Origin of the sequence: Hominimerdicola aceti, assembly GCF_025567495.1 — a bacterium.
In the GTDB taxonomy this organism is placed as follows: domain Bacteria; phylum Bacillota; class Clostridia; order Oscillospirales; family Ruminococcaceae; genus Hominimerdicola; species Hominimerdicola aceti.
This window is the reverse complement of record NZ_JAOQJZ010000006.1, coordinates 54,378-77,306: the sequence shown is the minus strand read 5'-3', so window position 1 is coordinate 77,306 and position 22,929 is coordinate 54,378. Positions and strand designations below refer to the sequence as shown.

Genomic DNA, 22,929 nt, shown 5'->3' with positions numbered 1-22,929 from the left:
ATTATGGATATGGTCAGAGAAAGGGAACTCAACGTCCCTATATTTCAAAAGCAAAACCTCACTATCGAGGAAGCCGCCGTTTATTCAAACATCGGTCAGCACAAGCTGAGAGAACTCACGGCAGACGAACGCTGTCCGTTCGTTTTGTGGGTGGGAAATAAAAGGCTTATAAAGCGCAGGCAGTTTGATGAGTATATGTCGAGAGCTTATTCTATCTGAATCATATAATCAAAGCTAAATTTCAGCAGAATTTAGATATTCATTTTTATAAGGAGGAAATAGTAATGCAGAATAAAGTCATGTATATCCTATTTAATATTGGATTTTATATTTGTCAAAAATAGAAGTTTGTTCAGTTTCTATCATTTTTGTCAAATACTTCGATTTAACTTCTTCCAAAAAAACAGGAATTGCATCTTTATGGTTTTTTAAAAACCAGTTTATATGATTATATATATACTCAATACGAACATCTGCATCATTTAAATCATTTGGACATCTAGTCATTTTTTCATCTACTGAGTCAAAGCCCTCAAAAGGTTTATTAAGTCTTTCTTCAATCATTTGACAATAATCTGGATTTAATTCAATAGTAATACCCTTTCGATTGGTATTTTGACAAACATGTAAACAGGTACCGGATCCCCCAAATGGATCTAGTACACAATCATTCTCATTAGATGATGCTAATATCATTCTTTCGTAAAGACCTTCTGGCTTTTGAGTTGGATGTGACTGCCTTTTTGAATTACAGTAATGTATGTGAGAAAATTGCCATACATTTCCTGGGTTGGCACCTCTCATATTATTAATATTTCTGTAAAATTTTTGTGGAACCCGTATATCATCAAGATTGAAAGTAAATTTTTTTTTATCTTTCGTAAACATTAATATGTCATCATGTCGTGGAGAAAAGCCTTTTGTTTTTCCAATTCCTTGTGTATAAAACCATGTAATCCAACTATTGAAGTGCATTCCCAAGTCTTGTTCAAGAATTTTATAAATATATGAAATATATCTCATTCCCATAAAAACATATATAGTACCATTTGGCTTTAAGATTCGTTTTGCTTCTGATAGCCATTTCTTTGAAAAATTAATATATTCATCAAACTCTAATTTGTCTTGTGATTTACCATAATTTTTATTCAAATTATATGGTGGGTCTGTAACTATTAATGATACGGATTCATTGGGCATTCTCATTAATTCCTTAATTACATCTCCGCATATAATGCGTTGATTATCAATTACTTTATCCATCCGTTCTTTTTTGCCTCCCTAATAAAATCATCAATATTTCTTCTGCTACTGTTAAGGTATTTATTATCTAAAAGCTGGCACATTTCCCACGTTGTTCTATATTGATATGTAATATAGTGAATGTCCTTTATTTGTATTTGACCTGTACCTAGAGCAGGATTATAGTTTATGTCCGAATCAGATATAAACTTTAAATCATACTCGTTGTGGTCTATTACTTCCATAATACCATCCATTAGTTTAGTTTGTTCATTTCGCTTTACATATACTCTATGCTTAATTGATAAAATAATAAACATAAAATCCGGGTCATTCACATATGCTGTTCTAATTCTTGAAAAAGAAGTAATATTAGGACCTTTTCCACTGTTTGGGATATCATTTGCTGTTGCCTTTACATCAACATTTCCTGTCAATACATCGCTATTTCTTTTGAATTGCAGAATAATATCTGCCATGCCCAGCCGTTCTTGTGCTTCGACATTTATTAGATGATATGGATTATTCATATCATCTCTAATGCCCGCAAAAACTTCGCCTGCCCATGCCTCAAGCATTGGGCCTGCAATCTTGTTAATATTTTCAAGTGGTAATCCCATTCTCAAATTTGTATTAATAATAATTTTATTATCACCACTTCGCATTTGATTATCCAGAATATCTTTTATTTGTTTTATAATGAATTCAGAATCTTCTCTGTATGTTTTTGATTCAATTGGCTTTTTTAATAACAAATCTTCGTACTTCATTTATTTCTCCTTTTATAAAAAACGGCTGGAATATAAATCCAACCGCTTTTTGTGTATTATTTCTAATCAGTTGTAATGTTTAAAAAGCACCAATTTATCATGCTTTCTTATTCCAACGTCTTCATCGTAGGGAACAAAAGCACATCTCTAATAGCCGGTGAGTTAGTCAGCAGCATAACAAGTCTGTCAATGCCGTAACCAATTCCGCCTGTAGGTGGCATACCTATCTCCAAAGCTCTCAGGAAGTCCTCGTCTGTGTGGTTTGCTTCCTCGTCACCCTGCTTCAATGCCTCTTCCTGCGCTGCAAATCTCTCACGCTGATCTATCGGATCGTTCAGCTCTGAGTATGCGTTGCACATCTCTCTGCCTGTGATGAAAAGCTCAAATCTCTCTACATAATCAGGATTTTCTGGCTTCTTCTTTGTAAGCGGAGAAATCTCGATAGGGTGATCCATTATGAATGTAGGCTGAATAAGATGCTCCTCAACATATTCCTCAAAGAACAGGTTGAGTATGTCGCCCCTCTTGTGCCTTGCCTCGTATTCAATGTGATGCTCGTCTGCAAGTGCTTTTGCCTCTTCTGTTGTGGCTACCTGTGAAAAATCAACTCCCGAATACTTCTTTACTGCGTCGATCATTGTCATTCTCTCAAAAGGCTTGCCAAGATCTATCATTACATCGCCGTATGGTACACAAGTTGTGCCGCATACCTCCTGTGCAACGTGCCTGAACATATTCTCTGTGAGATCCATCATGCCGTAGTAATCTGTGTATGCCTGATAAAGCTCCATAAGAGTAAACTCAGGATTGTGTCTTGCGTCAACACCCTCGTTTCTGAATACTCTGCCTATCTCGTATACTCTTTCAAGTCCGCCGACAATAAGTCTTTTCAAATAAAGTTCCAGAGAAATTCTAAGCTTAACGTCCTCGTCAAGTGCGTTGTAGTGTGTCTCAAATGGTCTTGCGGCAGCTCCGCCTGCGTTAGATACCAGCATTGGAGTTTCAACTTCCATGAAGCCCTGTCCGTCAAGATATCTTCTGATAGATGAGATTATCTGTGACCTCTTTATAAATGTGTCCTTTACCTCAGGATTGCATATAAGGTCTGTGTATCTCTGTCTGTATCTAGTGTCCTGATCCTTCAGACCATGCCACTTCTCAGGCAACGGCAGAAGCGACTTTGAAAGCAGTACGAACTTCTGAGCGTGAATTGATATCTCGCCCATTTTTGTTCTGAATACAAAGCCCTCAATGCCAACGATATCACCGATATCGCCCTTCTTGTAATCGTCAAATTCTTCCTTGCCGATCTCGTTCATTCTCAGATAGACCTGAACCTTGTCGCTCTTATCTCTCAGATCGAAAAAGCTTGCCTTGCCCATAAGACGTCTTGACATTACTCTGCCTGCAACGCTTACTGTTATGCGGTTTGCCTCAAGAAGCTCCTTGAGCTTTTCCTCGTCCTCGCCTGCCTGTTCCTTAAGTTCAGCCTCAAGCTTTTCATACTGTGCTTTAGCCTCGGCACAGCTTGCTGTAACGTCATACTTTGTTATCTCAAATGGATTCTTGCCCTTGGCTTTCAGCTCTTCAAGCTTGTCCATTCTTATCTTCTTTAAGCTGTTTATGTCCTCCTGAGTAAGCTCTTCCTCAGGAGCGTTTGTGCGGTTTTCCTCGCTCATTTATATTTTCCTTTCCGTGTGTTTTGTAAGTGGTCTGTTACTTTGAAATGTCGATGACCTCGAATTTCAGCAGACCGGCAGGTGTTTCAGCCTCGAAAATGTCGCCCACCTTGTGCTTGAGTGCAGCCTTGCCTATAGGTGACTCGTCAGAGATCTTGCCGTTGTCAGGGTCAGACTCAGTTGAACCTACTATCTGAAGATCCTCGATCTCGTCAAGCTCGATATCCTTTATCTTGATGATAGAGCCTACGCCTATCTCGTTTACAGAAATATCATCGTCCTCAACGACAGTTGCGTTTGAAATGAGAAGCTCTAACTCATTGATCTTTGATTCAAGGATAGCCTGCTCGTTCTTAGCCTCGTCGTACTCAGCATTCTCGGAAAGGTCTCCGAAAGAACGTGCTTCTTTAAGCTTCTGAGCAACTTCACGTCTTTTTACTGTAATAAGGTATTCAAGTTCCTCCTGCAATTTAGCATAACCTGCTTTTGAAACAGTCTTAGAAATAGCTGCCATAATTAAACACTCCTATATCAATATAATTTTATACGGGTACTATCAACTTAATATTATACACGATTTGCCCTCTTTTGTCAAGGTCGGAAGCCGTCGCAAACGGGCTTTTTTGCACCTTTGGACAGTCTGCACGATTTTACATTTTGCACAAATTTTCACCTCTGACAGCGTGTTAGGATATTGAAAATAATAATAGTATGATCTATAATTATCTTATGATAAAACAAGTTATGAAAAAACATAGGAGGAAATTTTCATGCCAAACCCCATTTTGCCTGCATGGGAGTATATCCCTGACGGCGAGCCGAGAGTTTTCGGCGACAGAGTTTATCTTTATGGCTCACATGACAGAGCCGCTCAAAGCGACTTTTGCGACTATAAACTGAAAGTCTGGTCTGCACCGCTTGATGACCTTAACAATTGGGTCTGCCACGGACACAGCTTCCATACCCGTGATGACCGTGACCATAAGTCCGATACCGAGGGAATGACCGACCGCAAGCTGTTCGCTCCGGACGTTATAGAAAAAGACGGCAAGTATTATCTCTATGCCTATATAGTCGGCTCAAAGGGAGTTGTTGGCGTGTCCGATAAGCCCGAAGGTCCTTTCAAGCTCCTTTCTCAGTATAAATATGACCCTGAGGACGCAGGCGATGACGGCATTTATAATGATGCAGGCGTGCTTGTTGATGATGACGGCAGAGTGTATATTTATTACGGCTTCACAGAATCCAACTTCAATGAGATAGACCCTGCGGATATGTATACCATTAAAAAGGTAAAAAGGGCAGCTACAAAAGAGCGGTCATTGATGACAGCGACAACGCACCGCAGGAACAGCGCTTCTTCGAGGCAAGCTCCCCAAGGAAAATCGGAGATACATACTATCTTATATATTCCCCATGTGTAGGAAGCAGGCTTGCCTATGCAACCTCAGATAAGCCACAAGGTCCGTTCAAATATCGTGGATATATAATAGACAACGGCGTTGACTATCCGGGTGGAAATGACCACGGCTCAGTGTGCAATATAAATGGTCAGTGGTATATTTTCTATCACAGAATGACAAACAATACCATAATGTCAAGACGTGCCTGCGTTGAGAAAATAGAGATTCTCCCTGACGGAACGATACCGACAGTGGAAATGACCTCGCTTGGCTTTGAGGACAGCCTTGACCCTTTCAAGCCTTATCCTGCGGATATAGCCTGCGTGCTTAAAGGTGGTTGTTTTATCACCGAAAAGGATATCTTCACAAGAAGTATCGTGAACATCACCGAGGGCAATGTTATAGGCTATAAGTATTTTGATTTTGGCGAGGACTTTTCCTCAAAGACCATGAAGATAGCCCTGAAAGTCAGGGGCATGGGAACTATTTCAAAGGTGGCGGTCTATGCTGATGACTATGAGAACGGCGAGCCAATAGGCTATGTTGATATCGGCACAGGCGACGGAGTTTACACAGGAGTAGTCAAGTCCCTTACTGGCAGACATTCTATCTATTTTGTGCCTACAGCTTTTTCAGATGAGCTTGCCGATTGGATAGCAGATTATTTCAAAAACAAGCCGCTTTTTGAACTTGAAGAATTTGTATTTATGAAATAGGAGGAAATGACATGGAAAAGTTTAGGCTTATCCCACTTCTTACCGCGGCGGTCATGGGCTGCACAGCACTGCTTGCAGGCTGTGGAAAGGGAAGCGACAGCCCTTCATCTAAGGCAGAGGAGGGCGCAAAGACCTCTGATGACGGAAGTATAAACAAAGACCTTACTGCAACCGAGCTTGCAAGACTTCTGGGCAACGGCACAAACCTCGGAAACACCATGGAAGCCTACGGTCATAAAAGCTATTCTGCCGACACCGACCCTGAAAGCTTTGAAACTTTCTGGGGTCAGCCTGTCACAACGGAAGAAATGATAAAGGGCATGAAAGCAAGCGGCTTTGACTCTCTCCGTGTGCCTGTGGCATGGACAAACGCAATGGAGTATGAAAAAGGCGATTACACCATAAATGAAGCCTATCTCGACAGAGTGGAGGAGATAATAAACTACGCTTTGGATAATGATATGTATGTTATCATAAACGACCACTGGGACGGAAGCTGGTGGGGAATGTTCGGTTCTTCAGAGCAGAGCGACGTTGACAAGGCGTTTGAAATGTATAAGTCCATGTGGACGCAGATAGCGAACAGATATAAAAAATACTCCGACAGACTTATATTTGAGGGTGCAAACGAAGAGCTTGGTGACAGACTCAATGACACAGACGTTTGCAAAAACTCAGGCTCGCTTTCAAAAGCCGAGTGCTATGAAATGGCCAACAAGATAAATCAGACCTTTGTTGACACTGTCCGTGCAACAGGCGGAAACAACGAACAGCGTTTTCTTCTTATCGCAGGCTACAATACCGATATCACAATGACCTGCTCAAACAAGTTCCAAATGCCAACTGATACCGCAAAGGATAAGCTCCTGCTTTCTGTTCATTATTATACCCCATGGGATTATTGCGGAACAAAGGGTCGCTCAGATTGGGGAACAAAGACAGACTATGAGGAGCAGAACAGACTTTTCAGGAACATGACAAAGTATTCCGAGCAGGGCTACGGCATAATAATAGGCGAGTATGCAGTGCTTACAAACGGCGGTGACCTAAAGAAAGGCACTGACAAGTTTATTGACAACCTCCTCGACAACTGTGACGCCTACGGCTTTGCACCATTCCTTTGGGATTGCAGTGATTTCTTCTCACGTTCAGAGCTTAAAATGCGTGATGAAACTGTGGCAAAGATATTTGATGAAAGACGCCGTGATAACCAGTCCTCGATGACAGTGGAGGAGGAAAGAGCCGCTGCTGTAAAGAAGCTTGATGAAACTCTTGCGGCTGCACCTGAAAAGCTAACAGATGATACCGCACCGCAGGCTGACGAGAACACAGCGGTGGCATGGATAATGTATCAGAGTGCAGATTTTTCCGTATGCTACAGCGTTGGTGACGAGTATGATCCGGTTTCAAAGAGCGACGGAGTTATCGCAGAAAACGCAGTTATAGACGGTGAGGGAACTTACACAGTAAGCCTTGATATGTCATCAAACAACGCCAACGGCATTGCATTCTCGGCTCTGGGTATCGCAAACGGTGAGAAGCTTTATCCGAACTATATCGCAACTATTGACGAGATAAAGATAAACGGCGAAGCTGTTGAAACCATAGCGGAGGGCTACACCACATCTGACGATGAGATCTGCACAAGAGTGAACCTTGTAAATCAGTGGGTATCCGCACCGCCTGAGGACGCAAGGATAGCAGGCGGTGACCTTTCAAAGGCTTCTCCAACAATACTTGACTATGCAGGAAAGATAAACACTCTCGAAATAACATTCACATACGCTCCTGCGGCATAGATCAGAGCATATAAAAACGGCAGTTCAGCATATGCTGTTCTGCCGTTTTGGTTTGTGAAATATCAGAACTGCGAATTAGTCCAGTCCACAATACTTTGGATAGACTTATCACGTTTGTTAATGAACGCCCTTATGCAGTCTGAAGAAGCATATCCTCCATGAAGCGCTTCTTCAGCCGAGCCTGTTTCTGGGTATCTTGCAAAGAACTGCTCATAAAGAGGGGAATATACGCTCTCAAATTCTGCGAGCCTATCAAGTGCCTTTTCTTTTTCAAACGTACCCTCAGACATCTTTAAAAGCCTGTCATTGAAATCGTTCCTGAAATCTTCATTTGACATAAGATAAGCAAAACTCAGAACCGCAGGATTTTTCGTGTCCGTGTCAAGCAGTCCCTTTGGCTTGTAGTTATCCTCTTTCATGGTGTTCGTCCATGCGTCGCCTTCACCGCTCACTCCGCCGAACTCAATGTCATAGAACATGAAACGCCATTTGCCGTCTGCATATTCGTTGGAACTGTCTGTGTTCTGCACCTTCCACATTGACCAGTTCTTGCCCGGCCAATCCCACTTGTTGTTTATCCAAACCTCTGCAAGGAAATAATCTCTCACACTGTCGGTGTCAACAAGCTTTGAGAACTCCTCATAATCCGTCTGTGTGGATAAGTCTTTGTGAGAAGCGAAGAAATCTGTAAGCTCCTTGAAGAAATATCCCTCGTCTGTTTCTCCCTCCGGAAGCTTGCCCTCGTCAAGCTTGTAGCCGCTCTGATAGGTTTCTGCGTCGCCTTTGTAGACCACCACATCGTCTTTGTTCACACCGTAGTGGTTTTCAAAATAATTGTCGGAATAGTCCTCCTCCAGCACATAAAGTCCCCAGTATTCGCCATTCAGATAAACAACGCATGGACGTGAAGCCTTTGTTGAGCCGTCAAGCTCTGTCATAAGACTCTGCCAATAGGTGTCATTGAATTTTGCTGTAAAAGCACAATTTCCACCTGCACGGAGAGTAAGCGTCTTAAAGCTGTCGATAGTTTCATCAGATGCGTTTTTCAGCCCCTCAAAGACCTCATAGTTAAACTTCTTTTCGCCATATTTCTTTCTGGCGTAAAGCCTGAATCCCTTTTGCAGGTCGGAGCGTGAATAGTTTCCCTGTATCCTTATGCCGCAATCCTGTGACAAAGCGTTCGTCACATTTCCCTCGGCTGAAATCTCGTTAAGCTCGATGTGACAATCACGTTCCCATTCCTTGCCACGCTGTTTGTAGTTTGCGTCAAGCTGTCTTGCAGTTTCGTTTTCTATGCTTTCTCCGCTGGCTTTATAGTCCTCAAGTGCCTTGTTGAAAATATCTCCCTTGACGTAAATGCCGATCTTGCTGTCGAAAAGGTCAGCGTAGTCCATTGTGATGTTCATTACCGCAAGGTCATGCCCGGCCGCTTCACAGCTTTCTTTAAGTCCTTTTATATGCTCCTCTGCGCTTCCTATGTAAAAGCTGCCTGAGAAGCTTTGCGAAACGCTTCCGTCGCTTTTTTCGCTTGACGCTCTTATAACAGTGCATTTGTCCACCGCATTGTCAGAAGGTGCTTTCTTGTTGCACCAGAAATCCCCCTCGCCAAAGCTGAACTCATTGAAATTTCCTGATATCATTTCTGTCGGCACGGCTGAAACCACATTAGGGTCATTGCTCCTGTCTTTTATCTCGATAGGGGCAGTGTATTCTTCTCTCGTGGCAGAGGTCCTAGGGTCTGTGCCGTCAGTGGTGTAGTATATCTTCTCGCCATCGTTTGCGGTAAGCTCAAGGCTGAAACCGCTGTCATAAAAGCCGCTTTTCTGCGAAAAACCTACCACGCTGTCATTGATAACAAGGTCAGGCTTGTCTGTTTCAGGTTCGGTGGTGGTATTATCATAGTCTGAAACACTGCTGTCCGCTTTGCCGGAGCTTTCAACCGCTTTTGATGAAGCCTGTGAACCGTCCACACCCTTTGAACAGCCCGACAGCATAAGCACTGCGGCCATAAGGCATAATATTTTTCTTGCGTTCATATATTTCCTGCTTTCTGTTTTATGTAAACGTTTTACTTTGCACATATGATTGTACCATAACAAAGTCCTGGAAGCAATAGAAACGCTCCATTTTCGGCATTTGCAACTGTTTGAAGCCTGTTTGTTTGTCTATTATGGATATAAAAAGCGACATAAAAAAGCGTCGGATAAACTACCCGACGCTTTGTGTATTGTATTTTAAATTATTGTTTGTTTTTATTGTAGATTATCATAAGCCCTTTAAGCAGAAGCTCATCGTCAATGACGATGTCACGCTTGCAGTAAGGCACTATTATCTTTGCCACGCCGCCAGTGGAAACCACCGTGCATTTTTCCCCAAGTTCGTTTTCTATCCTCTCGATAACTCCGTCAATGCTTGCAGCGTTGCTGTGGATTATACCGCTCTTCATGCAGTCGATAGTGTTCGTGCCTATGACCTTTTTAGGCGGCACAAGGCTGATAAAAGGCAACTGTGAGGCTTTTCCTGACAGAGAGTCAAGGGAAGTCCTCAGTCCCGGTATTATCATTCCGCCAATGAAATTCTTTTCCTTGTCGATCACCGATACGGTGGTCGCAGTGCCCATGTCTATCATTATAATAGGTACAGGATAAAGATTTATCGCCGCAACTGCGTCAGCAACTCTGTCGCTGCCAAGCTGGGCTGGATTGTCAAGGTTTATTTTAAGTCCCGTTTTTATTCCCGGTCCTACCACCATGATACGCTTTTTGATGAGCCTCTCCATAGCCTCTTTCATAGTAAGCGTAACAGAAGGCACAACGGACGAGATTATACCGCCCTTGAAGTCGTTAATGTCTATGGAATGTATCTCAAGAATGTTCTTGAGCATTATTGCATATTCAAGTGCCGTGGACTGCTGATTTGTAGAAAGTCTTTCAACAAAAAGTATCTTGTCGCTTTCAAAACAACCCATGACTATGTTTGTGTTTCCTATATCGACTGCTAAAACCATTTGTATGTTATCCTTTCGGTGGTATTATGCCTGTGCTTTACTTTTGTTAGGTATGAACTTTGCTTTGTAGAGTGCAGCACCTACCGTACCTGTAACAAATGTGCATACAGCCATTTCGACCAAAGCGTTTATGCCTACAAAGGTGCAGATGAATACTATTATATTCTTTCCGCCCATAAGCTCTTTTACATAATCGGTGTTGCCGAAAAGCAAAACAAGTGCACTCATAAAGAACGCAGTGTTCAAAAACGCAGTAAAAAAGCCCGTAACAGCATATGAAACATAATTGTTTGTTACCTTGCTCATTCCTTTTGCAATAAATCCTACGATAATGCCGTCAAGAAGTCTTGGTACAAATCGCTGAACGAAAGCCAAAATAGGGTTTATCGATACTAAAACTGCACCCATTCCGCTTGGTACGCCAATTCCGAAACACTGCAGAAAACTGAGCAGTCCAAATATTCCGCCAATGACCGCACTTCCCACAGGACCTACCGTTACAGCCGCTATCGCAATAGGAATTACATTAAGGGTAATTACCAGCGGTCCGATCGGTATAGAACCGATAGGGGTAAATGAGAAGATCATTGTAAGAGCTGTCATCAAACCCAGTATCACCAATGATTTCGTGTTGACCTTTGTTTTCATATTAAATTTCCTCCTTGTTATTATTCCTCCATCGTGGGAGGATACAATACAATACCAATATATTATAGCATATTTTTTCTCATATTTCCATAGCTTACGCAAATTTTTTATGAATTTTTTATGAATTTTTTTATCTTCATAAACAGGAATATCTCCACACTCATAAATGTATAATTTATTAACAAAAGAAAACAAAATAAGTGCCACAAAATTCCATATAGTGCAAACAAAATCGTGATTTTTCATGTAATTGTGATATTTTTTACACCTGTTTTACACATTCATATGTACATTTAGCTGTATGCACTAACAGATATACGCTATGTAAAAGTTAATAATTAATAGAATATTCATAGATTATGTTAGAATAGTTCATTGACATTTTGTATAATTAAAAGCAAGCAAAGAGAGAATTTGTGTGAGATTTACACAAACCTCTTTGGATTACATTATTACATTACATATAGGAGGAATTAGAAATGAGATTTACATTACCAAGAGACCTTTATCACGGAAAGGGAGCACTGGAGAACCTGAAAACACTGAAAGGTAAGAAAGCTATCATCGTAGTCGGCGGCGGCTCAATGAAGAGAAACGGTTTTCTCCAGAAGGCAGAAGCTTATCTGAAAGAGGCTGGAATGGAAGTTAAGCTTCTTGAGGGCGTAGAGCCAGACCCTTCTGTAACAACAGTTATGAACGGTGCAAAGGTTATGCTCGAATTTGAGCCTGATTGGATCGTAGCAATGGGCGGCGGCTCACCTATCGACGCTGCAAAGGCTATGTGGATCAAGTATGAGTATCCTGACTGCACATTTGAAGATATGTGTAAGGTATTCGGTATCCCTGAGCTGAGAAAGAAAGCACACTTCTGCGCAATTTCTTCAACATCAGGTACAGCTACTGAGGTAACAGCATTCTCTATCATCACAGATTATGACAAGGGTATCAAGTATCCTATAGCTGACTTTGAGATCACACCGGATGTAGCTATCGTTGACCCTGATCTTGCTGAAACAATGCCACAGAAGCTGACAGCTCATACAGGCATGGACGCTCTGACACACGCTATCGAAGCTTATGTTTCAACAGCGAACTGTGCATATACAGATCCGCTTGCTATCCACGCTATCGAAATGATCCAGAAGGATCTCGTTGATTCCTACAACGGCGATATGGGCGCAAGAGATAGAATGCACGACGCTCAGTGTCTTGCAGGTATGGCATTCTCAAACGCTCTGCTTGGTATCGTTCACTCAATGGCTCATAAGACAGGCGCAGCTTTCGCTGACTATGGCGCACACATTATCCACGGCGCAGCTAATGCAATGTATCTGCCAAAGGTAATCGCATTCAATGCTAAGGACGAAACAGCTAAGAAGAGATATGGCGTTATCGCTGATTATATGCACCTGGGCGGTTCAAACGATGACGAGAAGGTAAAGCTCCTCATCGAGTATGTAAGAGGCATGAATGACAAGCTCAACATTCCTCACTGCATCAAGAACTATGGTACAGACAGCTATCCATGTGAGCAGGGCTTCGTTCCAGAGAACGTATTCCTTGAAAGACTCCCTGAGATCGCTAAGAACGCTATCGCAGACGCTTGCACAGGTTCTAACCCACGTCAGCCTTCACAGGAAGAAATGGAAAAGCTCCTCAAGTGCTGCTACTACGATACAGAAGTTGATTTCTAATTCTCCAGATTATAGAACAGAGAGCGTCCCGAACTTGTTTCGGGGCGTTTTCTGCTTTTTTGTGTATTTCGCTTAAAAAGCACTTGATTTTTGCTAGATTTTATGTTATAATTTTAGTAGACTTGGGAAATTTTATTATATAAGCAGGGGAGAGTGTTTATTTTGCAGGACATGGACTATTATTTTTCTCATTTTCCTGTGCTGGAAACAGAAAGACTCATACTCAGGGCGAAGACCGCTGCTGACGCAGAGGATATGAAAACCTATATGGCTGACGAGAACCTTTACAAATATTGGGGCAGAAACATGACAAGGCAGGAAAGAGAGCCGTCGCTTTTTTTCGGACGCACTCTTAACAACGGCAAAAAGGATCATATAAGCTGGGGAATAGAGCTAAAGAAAAATCATAGGTTGGCAGGGGAGGTAAATCTGTTCAATATCGAGAATGACAGACAGGCAATGATAGGCTATCGAATATCGGCGGCGTATCAGAACATGGGCTTTGTCACCGAGGCTCTCAGGCGTGTGATCAGATTTTGCTTTGAGGAAACAGGCGTTCAAAGGCTTGAAGCCGAGGTCATGACGGTGAACGTGGCTTCAAACAGAGTAATGGAAAAATGCGGCTTTACCTGCGAGGGAACAAAGCGTCAGGCAAAGTTTGTGAACATCTATACAGACTTCAACATCTATGGGCTTCTCAGAAGCGATATTATGGGAGAGCGTGCGGCTTCTACATAAGACAGAAAAATAACGGGCGGAAGATTTGGTCTTCCGTCCGTTTTGTGTTGTTCTGTATTAGCTTATCAGCCTATAGCTTTGAACGCCTCTCTTATTGAGCGCACACCAATTATTTTCATTGAAAACTTACTTGTGTCAACGCTTTTCAGTGAATGTGCAGGAACGATACAAGTTTCAAAGCCCATTCGTTCGCACTCCGCAAGGCGCTGTTCACAGTGGGAAATGCTCCTAAGCTCTCCGCCTAAGCCTATCTCGCCAAGGGCGATAAGCTTGTCGCTTATAACCTTGTCCGTCAGCCCTGAATAAAGTGCCAACGCCACCGATAGGTCAGCCGCAGTGTCATCAAGCTTTAATCCGCCTACAATGTTGATGTAAACGTCCAGCCCACCGAAAAAATAGCCAAGCCGTTTTTCAAGCACAGCTATTATTATCGCCATTCTGTAGTAGTCAAAGCCCGTGGCAGTACGTCTTGGGGAGGCAAGCACGCTCTTGCACACAAGTGCCTGGACTTCCGCCATAACAGGCCTTGTGCCCTCCATTATGCAGGCAACGCAAGTTCCCGAAGCGTCTGTCGGTCTGCCCTCCAAAAACATCATAGAGGGATTTTCAACTTCCAGCAAACCGCTGTCAGCCATTTCAAACATACCTATCTCATTCGTTGAGCCAAAACGGTTTTTTATGGCTCGCAGTATCCTGTATGTAAGATTTCGCTGACCCTCAAAATACAGCACGCAGTCAACAATGTGTTCCATGACCTTTGGTCCTGCAATAGCGCCGTCCTTGTTGACGTGACCAACTATGAACATTGGTATCTCTTCCGACTTTGCTGTGCGCATGAACATATTTGTACATTCTCTTACCTGCGTCACAGACCCCTGCGCTGAGGATATCCCGCTTATGTTCATGGTCTGGATAGAGTCGATTATGACTATCTCAGGCTTTTCTTTTACTATCACAGAGCATATCTGCTCGCAGTCATTGTCTGCAAGCAGATACAGATTTTCAGAATCAACATGAAGCCTGTTTGCACGAAGCTTTATCTGCCGTACAGACTCCTCTCCCGATACATAGAGTATGGTGTGGTCTTGCCCTAAATACTGACATATCTGCAAAAGCATTGTGGATTTTCCTATGCCCGGTTCACCGCCCAGAAGCACCAGAGAGCCTTTCACAAGCCCTCCTCCAAGCACTCTGTCAAGCTCTTTCAGTTCCGTTGCATAACGTATCTCGTTGTAGCTTGCGTCAACACCGCCTATGCCAACTATCTTGTCGGAAATATCCCTGACAGTCGTAGGCTTAGACTTTGCACCGCCTGCTCTGACCGCAAGCTCGACCTCCTCAAAGGTGTTCCATTCGCCGCAGTTAGGGCATTTGCCGTTCCATTTTGATGTTTCATATCCGCACTGACTGCACACATACGAAGTTTTCACCTTTGCCATATGGTCGTTCCTTTCTGCATATTTATCTGATGATTTGCTGATATATAAAAATGCTGTGCCGATTTTGTGTAGTGGCTGGCACCCACACAGCCCGTTTATGTTGCGGTGATCGCTCGTTCAAAGCGCTGAAATTACTTGCCCTCAAGACCCTTGAGAGCCTTTATCTCGTCACGGTCGAGCCTTATAACAGAATCCTTTATTACCTCAATATCGTCTTTCTTTACCACAACAACATTGTCGTTTTTATCCATTTTAACTCTCAGCTTGCCTGTGAGCAGATTTACTTCCTCAACAACGCCCTTTCCGTCAGCCGTTTTTACGATAGCGCCCACCTTTGGTGTGTGCTTGAGAAGATCCTCATAGCTGTCCTGCTCGTATTTCAGACAGCACATAAGTCTTCCGCAAGTGCCTGAGATCTTTGTAGGGTTAAGTGACAAGCCCTGCTCCTTAGCCATTTTAATAGAAACAGGCTGGAACTCTCCCAAAAATCTTGAACAGCAGAAAGGCTGTCCGCAGATGCCAAGACCACCAAGCATTTTTGCCTCGTCACGAACGCCTATCTGACGAAGCTCTATCCTCGTTCTGAATACCGCCGCAAGGTCTTTTACAAGCTCACGGAAGTCAACTCTGCTCTCGGCGGTAAAATAGAAAAGAAGCTTGTTGTTGTCAAAAGTACATTCAACGTCGATAAGATTCATTTTCAGCTTGTGAGCGGCTATTTTCTGCTCGCATATCTTGAAAGCGTCCTTTTCCTTTTGTCTGTTTTTTTCGATAGTTTTCATATCGTTAGGGGTGGCAAGCCTTATAATGCCTTTTACGGGGTTTGTGAATCTTGTTTCGTCTATTTCCCTGTCCACAAGCGCAACTTCACCACATTCAACGCCCCTTGCGGTCTCAACGATAACTTTGTCGCCCATTTTCACGTCATAGTCTTTTGGGTCGAAGTAGTATATCTTGCCAACGCTTTTAAAGCGTACTCCGATTATTTTTAACATCTCTTTTTCCTTTCAAATATATATCACGGCTTTGCCGTCAGCTACTTTCCTGTGACAGAATATATCTGTCCTGCCAGACTGTTTATAGTCAGGCTTATGTTGCAGTTTGCGTCTATCCTGCCTATGTAGTCAGAAACTATATCGTAAAGCCTGACCGCCTGATCTGAGGAAAGGCTTCTGCTGAGCGTTTTTGCACCCTCTTTCGCACAGCTCACAGACTTTTCGCTTTCTCCCCCGAGCCTGAATGCCGCACTGTCACGGAGTATCTCCTGAAAAAGGCTCAGCCCCTCTCTCAGCAACGTTTTTTTGCCGTCTGCCACAAATAGTGTTTTCAAAACGTCATATTCGTTTCCACCGCACATTGCGTCGCACAGACCTCTTGCAAGCTTCACACTGTCAAAAAACTGGGAGTGTTCAAGATACTCGACACATCTGCCGATATTTCCACGCCCTGCTGAAACAGCTTCGCTTATGAGCGCAGGGGCAACGGCAGGATATTTCTCCTGCAAACACGCCATGCTCTCCGCCTCCGTGACAGAGGTCATGCCAAGGGAAAGCACTCGTGAGATTATGGTAGGCAGAAAAATTTCCTTGCTCCTCGCCGTAAGTATTATAGCAGTATGCTCAGGCGGTTCTTCGATTACTTTAAGCAGAATGTTCTGCACCTGAATAACAGTGTTTACCGACAAGTCAAGGTCAGGAATTATGTATACTTTCATTCTCGCCTCGTTCGGTGCAACGGGAGCTTCCGCAACTATAGGTCTGATAGAATCGTCCACGATGTAGTTGCCGTTGCTGTTTGCCTTTGCCACCATAACGTCAGGGTGAGCTCCGTCGGCTATCATTCTGCACGTCCTGCAAATGCCGCAAGGCTCGCCTGTCTGACGTTCGCACAAGAGTGCCGCCGCTATCCACCGTGCAAGGGTCTTTTTACCAAGCCCCTTTTCTCCGTGTATCATTATGGAATGCGGCTCTCGTTTCTTTTTTATCATCTCAGATACGAGCCTGCGAGGCTCGCTGTTTCCGTATATTATCAAGCCCTCAGACCCCTTTCTGAAAATTTTCTATTCCTTAGACTTTCTCGAAACGCTCAATATCAGTAACGAAAATAGTTGCGCCGCCGATAGCCACCTCAACAGGATATGAAGCCGCACCGTCAGGCTCCATGATAGTTGATGACGGAACGAACTGCTTTCTTTTCTTTGAATACTTTTTGCAGACCTCTATAACAAGGTCTACCTGCTCATCAGGGCAGCAGATAAGAAAGGTGGTGTTTCCTGACATAAGAAAACCGCCTGTTGAAGAAAGCTTTGTGGCTCTTATGCCGGCTTTCAGAAGTCCTTTATTTACAGCGTAGGTATCATCGCTGTTTACGATAGCATAGACAAGTTTCATGATTTTGCCTCCTGTTATTTTGATGTAATAATAGCTTTTTTAGCTACACCTTATATTATAGCACATTTATGCGTTCAATTCCATAGTTTTTCAAAATTTTTATTACCTGCGGTGTTATCTCCTCACCGCTCACTGCCACAGGCACAGAGGGCTGACAGCTTGTGACGGTCATTGCGCATATAAGACCGCAGGCGTCCTCCACGTTTACGGCGTGCTGAGCCGAAAAAGCCGCCTGTCTTATACCCATGCGTTTTATCCCTTTGGGTATAGCGGGTAAGTCACCGAAAAGCCTTATCCTAGGCTGTTTTATCTCTGAAAACGCCTTTTCAAGTTTTAAAAAGTCCTCCTCGCTGTTGAAAGGCGACGGCATAAGCACAACATATTGTGTGTCACTGTATTCAGGCTCGATGCCATATTCCCTCAGCCTGTCTGCAAGGTCGTCACCTGTGATACCGCTTTTGTATGCGGCAATGGTTATCTTCATAGGCTCTTCGCCTGTGGTATGCCAGCCGAAAGCTGTTATCCTATCTTTGCAGACTCTTACCCTTTCCACAGTGCGTTCAAGGTCACGAGGAAAATCACCATTCACATAGTCAGCGCAAAGGTCAAGGCTCTCCATTATAAGATAGGAGGGGCTTGTTGAGCCGAACATTGACATTATCTCTTTGGCGCAATCATCATAATTCGCAGGGGCGTGATTTGAAATATGAAGCATTGCTCCCCCTGTGTAGCATGGAAGCGTTTTGTGAGCAGAGTCACAGCACATATCAGCCCCCAAGTCCATGGGGTGCAGGCTCTCAGGGAGAAACTTCAGATAAGCTCCGTGAGCGTTGTCGCAAAGAAGAGGTACACTGTATTTTCTGCAAACCTCGCTCATGCCCTTTATGTCGCTGAGATCGCCAAGATAGTCAGGCGAGGTCACATAAACGCAGTCCACCTCTGTTTCAGCCAGCACCTTTTCAACTTCCTCAGGAGTAACGCTTCCTGCGCATATAGATGTAAACTCGCCCTTTGGATATATCCACTCCACGTCAATGTCAAGGAGTATGCAGGCATTTATAAACGCCTTGTGGACGTTTCTTGGTGCGGCAACAGTTATCTTTTTTCCTTGTCCACTGCGACATACTATGCCAAGCATTGCCTTTATGCAAAGGCTCGACCCCTCGGCAGAGTAAAAAGTCCGCCTGCTGCCATAGGCTTTTGCCATTTTGGCTTCGCTCTGTGCGATGATCCCCTCGGCTTCAAAAAGATAGTCCGCACCTTTTATTTCAGTGATGTCAAGAGCCTCAAGACCGTGAAATTTCTGCCCTTTGTGACCAGGCATATGAAACCTCGCTATGCCTGACTTTGCATATTCTCTAACGAATTTATTCACAGGTGCGTTCAATGCTATCTCCCTTTCAGTGCGCTTTTGAGCATGGCAGGCTTCATACCGCAGGATATCCGCTTTCTTGCAAGCCCGATAGTCCTTGATACAGTGGATTTTGAAACACCCTCTGCGTCGGCTATCTCCTGCATTGTCATGCCCTTTGTATAATACATTATTATATAACATTTCTGCCGTTTCGTCAAATTTTCCCGCACTATTTCACGCATGAGCCTGTTTTCTATGGCAGAGGCAGGGTCAACAGGCTCTTTTTCTTTTGCTTGAGGGCTTGGGATATAATTCTGTGTAAGCTCGTATGATACCTTTGTGTGCTGCATAAAAATCCTTTCTTTATCTTTTTTTCGATGTTTTCTGACCATTTTTTTACCCACTATATATTGTGGGCAAATTTTTGGACAAACACAATTTTCAAAATTCTTGTTTAATTTGTGGGAAATTAAACGGACTGTTTGTGCATTTTACCATTGCAATTTAAAGAAATATGTGTTATAATGTATCTGCAAATTTGTTTGAGGGTGTTTTGTTGGACTTGTAAATATAAATAAAGAAAAAAGCCAATATGAACATCTTTTGAATGAAAAGGGCGGTATTGTGTAAGCTGCCCGTTCTATTTTGAGCCGAATACTGCGGATAAAAATAAAAACACAGGGCAGTGTGAAGCTTTAAGGAGAAGTGTAAAAATTTATGGAGAAAGTAAAGCTTAACAGATTGTCTGAGCTTACTGCTATTGCGAGAAAAAGAGAGCTTACCGCAGATGAGAAGTCTGAGCGTGAGGCTTTGAGAAATGAGTATCGCAGAAGCGTTATAGCTAACCTGACAGGTCAGCTTGAAGCCACGACGATCATTGAGCCGGACGGCTCAAGAATTAAGGTTTCGGATATGAAACGCAGCGGGGAGGATAAAATAAAGTGACAGGAGTTTCCAGACAGAAACAGAAGCTTTTGACCATGAAAAAGCTTTTTGAGACCAAGACAGACGAAAAGCACACCATTACAGGAAACAGGCTTATCGAGATCCTGGGCGACTACGGCATAAAAGCTGAGCGTAAGACTATCTATGACGATATCAAGACCCTCTGCGACAGCGGAATGGATATTGAGATAACTAAGGACGGTCACTCCAACGCTTATTATCTTGCTCAAAGGCTGTTTCAGGACGAGGAGCTGTATGTTCTTGCAGACGCAGTTGCTTCAAGCAGGTTTCTTACACAGAAGAAATCGAAGGAGCTGTTAAAGAAGATACAATCACTTACATCTGAACACAAGGCAAAGGATCTGCGCCGAATGGTCTATGTGTCAAACAGGACAAAGACCTTCAATGAGCAGATATACTATGCTATAAACAGCATACAAGAGGGCATTTTCAGCGGTTTGGAGATACACTTCAAGTATTACGAATACACCGTTGAAAAACGCAAACAGCTTCGCCACGGCGGCGAGGTGTATACGGTTTCACCGTATTCTCTGGTTTGGGAAAACGACAACTATTACCTTGTGTGCTATTGCGAAAAGCATGAAAAGATATGCCGCTACAGAGTTGACAGAATGACTCAGGTCACTGTTACAGATATCCCCAGGAGGGAGCTTTCCGAGGAGGAGAAGACAGAGGTCACAAATCGTCAGACTATCTACGGAATGTACGGCGGCGAGCTTATGACGCTGCAATTGCAGTTTGACAATAAGCTCATAGATGTTGTAATGGATCGTTTTGGTGAGAAAACCATATGTCACAAAAATTCCGACAATACCTTCTATATAAATGAGGAGGTACAGGTCGCACCAACATTCTGGGGCTGGCTTTTCCAGTTCGGCTCACAGGCAAAGGTGCTTGGACCTGAAAGGGCAGTGGAAATGGCAAAGGACGCTATTTCAGATATTGCCGATTGCTACAAATAAAAATTTGGACAAGGATAAAAGAGCCGAGATATAAATAGGCGAACGTCTGCTGTAAAAGGCAGGCGTTTTTTATTTGGATATACTGCTTCACTATTGATTGTAGCACATATGTTCGATATTGTCAAGGGGTAATGTAAAATTTCCGTAAGATGTGGGCAAAAAGTTGACAGCACAGGGGTGAATATGTTATAATATTTACACAAGCAAAGGCGCTTTGAGTAGAAGATACCCAAAGCGCTATTTTTATAATAAGACAATAACTGCCATATCTATATGTAGGGGCGAACAGTGTTCGCCCGTGTTCAGAAATTGCCATAAATTCTGAATTGTAGGGGACGGCGCCCTCGACGTCCCGATCGAAGTGACGAGGCTTGAATTATCCGGAATTTGTGTAGATCAACATTGTGCGGATACACAAATGAGATCGCAGTAAATGCGATGTGTTTGTTGTGAAAGGAGTGATATACTTGACCACAATGCTCATTTTATCTTCTGTGATAGTGCTGTGCTGTGTGTTTTTCAATAAAATATCGGACAAGTTTGGACTTCCTGCATTGCTGGCGTTCATTCTCCTTGGAATGTTGTTCGGCTCTGACGGGCTTTTTAAAATAGAGTTCGATAACTATAAATTTGCCGAGGAGATATGCTCGGTGGGACTTGTTTTCATAATCTTCTACGGAGGCTTCGGCACGAAATGGAGCGAAGCCAAAAAGGTGGCAGGCAAGTCACTTATACTTGCTTCCGCAGGAGTTTTGCTCACAGCCTTTGCAACTGGAGCATTTTGCAAGCTTGTGCTGGGCTTTGAGTGGCTGGAAAGTCTGCTTATAGGCGCTGTTATAAGCTCCACAGACGCAGCGTCGGTTTTCTCGGTGCTGAGAAGCAAAAAGCTGAATCTGCGATACGGTACGGCTTCAATACTGGAGCTTGAAAGCGGAAGCAACGACCCTTGGGCTTATATGCTCACGGTTATAATACTTTCAGTAATGAAAGGCGGTGCGACCGCAGGAGGCTTTGTTGTGAGCTTGCTTGCACAGGTGTTCTTCGGTGTGGGCTTCGGTGCGCTTATATCTTTGGGCGCAGTGTATCTCATAAAACGTGTGCGATTTGACGCCGCAGGCTTTGACGCTATCTTTGTTACTGCCATAGCTATTCTTTCCTACGCCCTGCCCTCGGCGGTGGGCGGAAACGGCTATCTTAGCTGTTACATTGTGGGAATAGTCCTGGGCAACACAAAAATATCAGGCAAAACAGCCCTTGTGCATTTCTTTGACGGAATAACGGGCTTCACACAGATATTGCTGTTTTTCCTCCTTGGACTTTTGGCATTCCCGTCGCAAATGCCGTCAATAATACTTCCTGCGGCGGCGATAGCATTGTTCCTTACATTCGTTGCAAGACCTGCGGCTGTTACTGTTATCATGAAGCCTTTCGGTGCAAAGTGGAAGCAGATAGCCCTTATCTCATGGGCAGGACTAAGAGGAGCGACCTCCATTGTTTTCGCTATCATGGCGACAGTTGACGACGCCTACATGAAAAATGACGTTTTCCATATCGTTTTCTGTATCGTGCTTATGTCTATAGGTATTCAGGGTACGCTTCTGCCGCTGTTTGCTAAAAAGCTCGATATGATAGACGATGAGGAGAACGTAATGAAAACGTTCAATGACTACAGCGACGAAACGGAAGTGCAGTTTATAAAGCTTTCAGTTCAGCCGGACAGCAATTGGGTGGGGCGGAAGATAAAGGATATACCGTTTCCGAGAGGTCTGCTTGTGGTTATGATACTCCGTGACAAAGAGAAGATAATACCAACAGGCAAAACCCAGATACTTGCAGGGGACGTTGTTGTGCTGAGTGCGGCAGGCTTTTATGACGACAGCCATTTTGTCCTAAGCGAAATGAACCTTGATAAGCATCATGAGTGGTGCGGTCACAGGATATCCGAGATAACAATGTCAGAGGACAGCCTGATAGTAATGATAAAACGTCAGGGGCGTATACTTATCCCAAACGGCAGATTGCGGCTCAAAGAGGGAGATGTGCTTGTTGTCACATCAGGATAGAGAATATGCAGGCGGCGGATTGACTTGCGTTTTGTGTGCGGACGCTGTTCGCCCCTACG

22 protein-coding genes are annotated in these 22,929 nt (G+C 43.5%); 9 read left to right on the top strand and 13 right to left on the bottom strand.

Annotated features, from left to right (window positions below; translation table 11 throughout):
• Window positions 1–3: 3 nt before the first annotated feature.
• The gene (locus OCV57_RS07300) at window positions 4–219 is read left to right on the top strand and encodes an excisionase (protein WP_181981517.1); all 216 of its coding nucleotides are present in this window, start codon (window positions 4–6) and stop codon (window positions 217–219) included.
• Between the two features lie 93 nt (window positions 220–312).
• Here the strand turns inward: OCV57_RS07300 and OCV57_RS07295 are convergent, their stop codons facing one another.
• The 4 genes from OCV57_RS07295 to greA form a co-directional block, all read right to left on the bottom strand.
• A complete protein-coding gene (locus OCV57_RS07295) occupies window positions 313–1,263 on the bottom strand; it encodes a DNA-methyltransferase (protein ID WP_267301002.1) in 951 nt (316 codons plus the stop codon).
• Entirely contained in the window at window positions 1,251–2,012 is a 762-nt protein-coding gene (locus tag OCV57_RS07290; RefSeq protein WP_267301001.1) for a hypothetical protein, read from the bottom strand. The genes OCV57_RS07295 and OCV57_RS07290 overlap by 13 nt, the downstream gene beginning before the upstream one ends.
• Window positions 2,013–2,119: 107 nt before the next feature.
• Complete coding sequence (gene lysS / locus OCV57_RS07285) at window positions 2,120–3,691, bottom strand: lysine--tRNA ligase (protein ID WP_046440215.1); 1,572 nt, start codon at window positions 3,689–3,691, stop codon at window positions 2,120–2,122.
• Between the two features lie 37 nt (window positions 3,692–3,728).
• Window positions 3,729–4,205 carry a transcription elongation factor GreA gene (greA, locus tag OCV57_RS07280; RefSeq protein WP_022287906.1) on the bottom strand — a complete coding sequence of 159 codons (477 nt, stop codon included), beginning with the start codon at window positions 4,203–4,205 and terminating at the stop codon, window positions 3,729–3,731.
• A gap of 256 nt (window positions 4,206–4,461) precedes the next feature.
• Here greA and OCV57_RS14375 point away from each other — a divergent pair, with 256 nt between their 5' ends.
• From OCV57_RS14375 to OCV57_RS07270, 3 genes are all read left to right on the top strand, one after another.
• Window positions 4,462–5,115, top strand: coding sequence for a family 43 glycosylhydrolase (locus OCV57_RS14375; protein WP_394804275.1), 654 nt, complete (start codon window positions 4,462–4,464; stop codon window positions 5,113–5,115).
• A gap of 110 nt (window positions 5,116–5,225) precedes the next feature.
• Entirely contained in the window at window positions 5,226–5,810 is a 585-nt protein-coding gene (locus tag OCV57_RS14370; protein WP_394804274.1) for a carbohydrate-binding protein, read from the top strand.
• An 11-nt stretch (window positions 5,811–5,821) separates the two neighbouring features.
• Window positions 5,822–7,609 carry a glycoside hydrolase family 5 protein gene (locus tag OCV57_RS07270; RefSeq protein WP_267300999.1) on the top strand — a complete coding sequence of 596 codons (1,788 nt, stop codon included), beginning with the start codon at window positions 5,822–5,824 and terminating at the stop codon, window positions 7,607–7,609.
• Between the two features lie 62 nt (window positions 7,610–7,671).
• Here the strand turns inward: OCV57_RS07270 and OCV57_RS07265 are convergent, their stop codons facing one another.
• The 3 genes from OCV57_RS07265 to OCV57_RS07255 all read right to left on the bottom strand — a co-directional run bounded on the left by OCV57_RS07265 (window position 7,672) and on the right by OCV57_RS07255 (window position 11,264).
• On the bottom strand, window positions 7,672–9,645 hold the full coding sequence (locus OCV57_RS07265) for a CotH kinase family protein (protein ID WP_267300998.1): 1,974 nt from the start codon (window positions 9,643–9,645) through the stop codon (window positions 7,672–7,674).
• Window positions 9,646–9,848: 203 nt separating this feature from the next.
• Window positions 9,849–10,616 carry a type III pantothenate kinase gene (locus OCV57_RS07260; protein ID WP_267300997.1) on the bottom strand — a complete coding sequence of 256 codons (768 nt, stop codon included), beginning with the start codon at window positions 10,614–10,616 and terminating at the stop codon, window positions 9,849–9,851.
• Window positions 10,617–10,640: 24 nt separating this feature from the next.
• A complete protein-coding gene (locus OCV57_RS07255; protein ID WP_267300995.1) occupies window positions 10,641–11,264 on the bottom strand; it encodes an ECF transporter S component in 624 nt (207 codons plus the stop codon).
• Between the two features lie 479 nt (window positions 11,265–11,743).
• Here OCV57_RS07255 and OCV57_RS07250 point away from each other — a divergent pair, with 479 nt between their 5' ends.
• Both OCV57_RS07250 and OCV57_RS07245 read left to right on the top strand, forming a co-directional pair.
• A complete protein-coding gene (locus OCV57_RS07250) occupies window positions 11,744–12,958 on the top strand; it encodes an iron-containing alcohol dehydrogenase (protein ID WP_117876580.1) in 1,215 nt (404 codons plus the stop codon).
• A gap of 153 nt (window positions 12,959–13,111) precedes the next feature.
• Complete coding sequence (locus OCV57_RS07245; RefSeq protein WP_147342887.1) at window positions 13,112–13,696, top strand: GNAT family N-acetyltransferase; 585 nt, start codon at window positions 13,112–13,114, stop codon at window positions 13,694–13,696.
• Between the two features lie 65 nt (window positions 13,697–13,761).
• On the opposite strand, the gene radA is transcribed toward OCV57_RS07245, so the two are convergent.
• From radA to OCV57_RS07215, 6 genes are all read right to left on the bottom strand, one after another.
• Window positions 13,762–15,135: a DNA repair protein RadA gene (gene radA, locus OCV57_RS07240; protein WP_267300993.1), complete on the bottom strand. Its 1,374-nt coding sequence runs from the start codon at window positions 15,133–15,135 to the stop codon at window positions 13,762–13,764.
• Between the two features lie 131 nt (window positions 15,136–15,266).
• Window positions 15,267–16,130, bottom strand: coding sequence for a PSP1 domain-containing protein (locus OCV57_RS07235; protein WP_046440206.1), 864 nt, complete (start codon window positions 16,128–16,130; stop codon window positions 15,267–15,269).
• Window positions 16,131–16,171: 41 nt separating this feature from the next.
• Window positions 16,172–17,167 carry a DNA polymerase III subunit gene (locus OCV57_RS07230; protein ID WP_243128076.1) on the bottom strand — a complete coding sequence of 332 codons (996 nt, stop codon included), beginning with the start codon at window positions 17,165–17,167 and terminating at the stop codon, window positions 16,172–16,174.
• A gap of 34 nt (window positions 17,168–17,201) precedes the next feature.
• Entirely contained in the window at window positions 17,202–17,525 is a 324-nt protein-coding gene (locus tag OCV57_RS07225) for a cyclic-di-AMP receptor (protein ID WP_022287895.1), read from the bottom strand.
• A 55-nt stretch (window positions 17,526–17,580) separates the two neighbouring features.
• Entirely contained in the window at window positions 17,581–18,912 is a 1,332-nt protein-coding gene (locus OCV57_RS07220; protein WP_267300991.1) for an aminotransferase class I/II-fold pyridoxal phosphate-dependent enzyme, read from the bottom strand.
• A gap of 2 nt (window positions 18,913–18,914) precedes the next feature.
• A complete protein-coding gene (locus tag OCV57_RS07215; protein WP_265290692.1) occupies window positions 18,915–19,229 on the bottom strand; it encodes a sigma factor-like helix-turn-helix DNA-binding protein in 315 nt (104 codons plus the stop codon).
• A gap of 367 nt (window positions 19,230–19,596) precedes the next feature.
• On the opposite strand from OCV57_RS07215, the gene OCV57_RS07210 reads away from it, so the two are divergent.
• The 3 genes from OCV57_RS07210 to OCV57_RS07200 all read left to right on the top strand — a co-directional run bounded on the left by OCV57_RS07210 (window position 19,597) and on the right by OCV57_RS07200 (window position 22,870).
• On the top strand, window positions 19,597–19,824 hold the full coding sequence (locus OCV57_RS07210) for a DUF896 domain-containing protein (protein WP_118124075.1): 228 nt from the start codon (window positions 19,597–19,599) through the stop codon (window positions 19,822–19,824).
• A complete protein-coding gene (locus tag OCV57_RS07205) occupies window positions 19,821–20,807 on the top strand; it encodes a helix-turn-helix transcriptional regulator (RefSeq protein ID WP_022287891.1) in 987 nt (328 codons plus the stop codon). The genes OCV57_RS07210 and OCV57_RS07205 overlap by 4 nt, the downstream gene beginning before the upstream one ends.
• A 476-nt stretch (window positions 20,808–21,283) precedes the next feature.
• On the top strand, window positions 21,284–22,870 hold the full coding sequence (locus tag OCV57_RS07200) for a potassium/proton antiporter (RefSeq protein WP_267301062.1): 1,587 nt from the start codon (window positions 21,284–21,286) through the stop codon (window positions 22,868–22,870).
• Window positions 22,871–22,929: the final 59 nt, after the last annotated feature.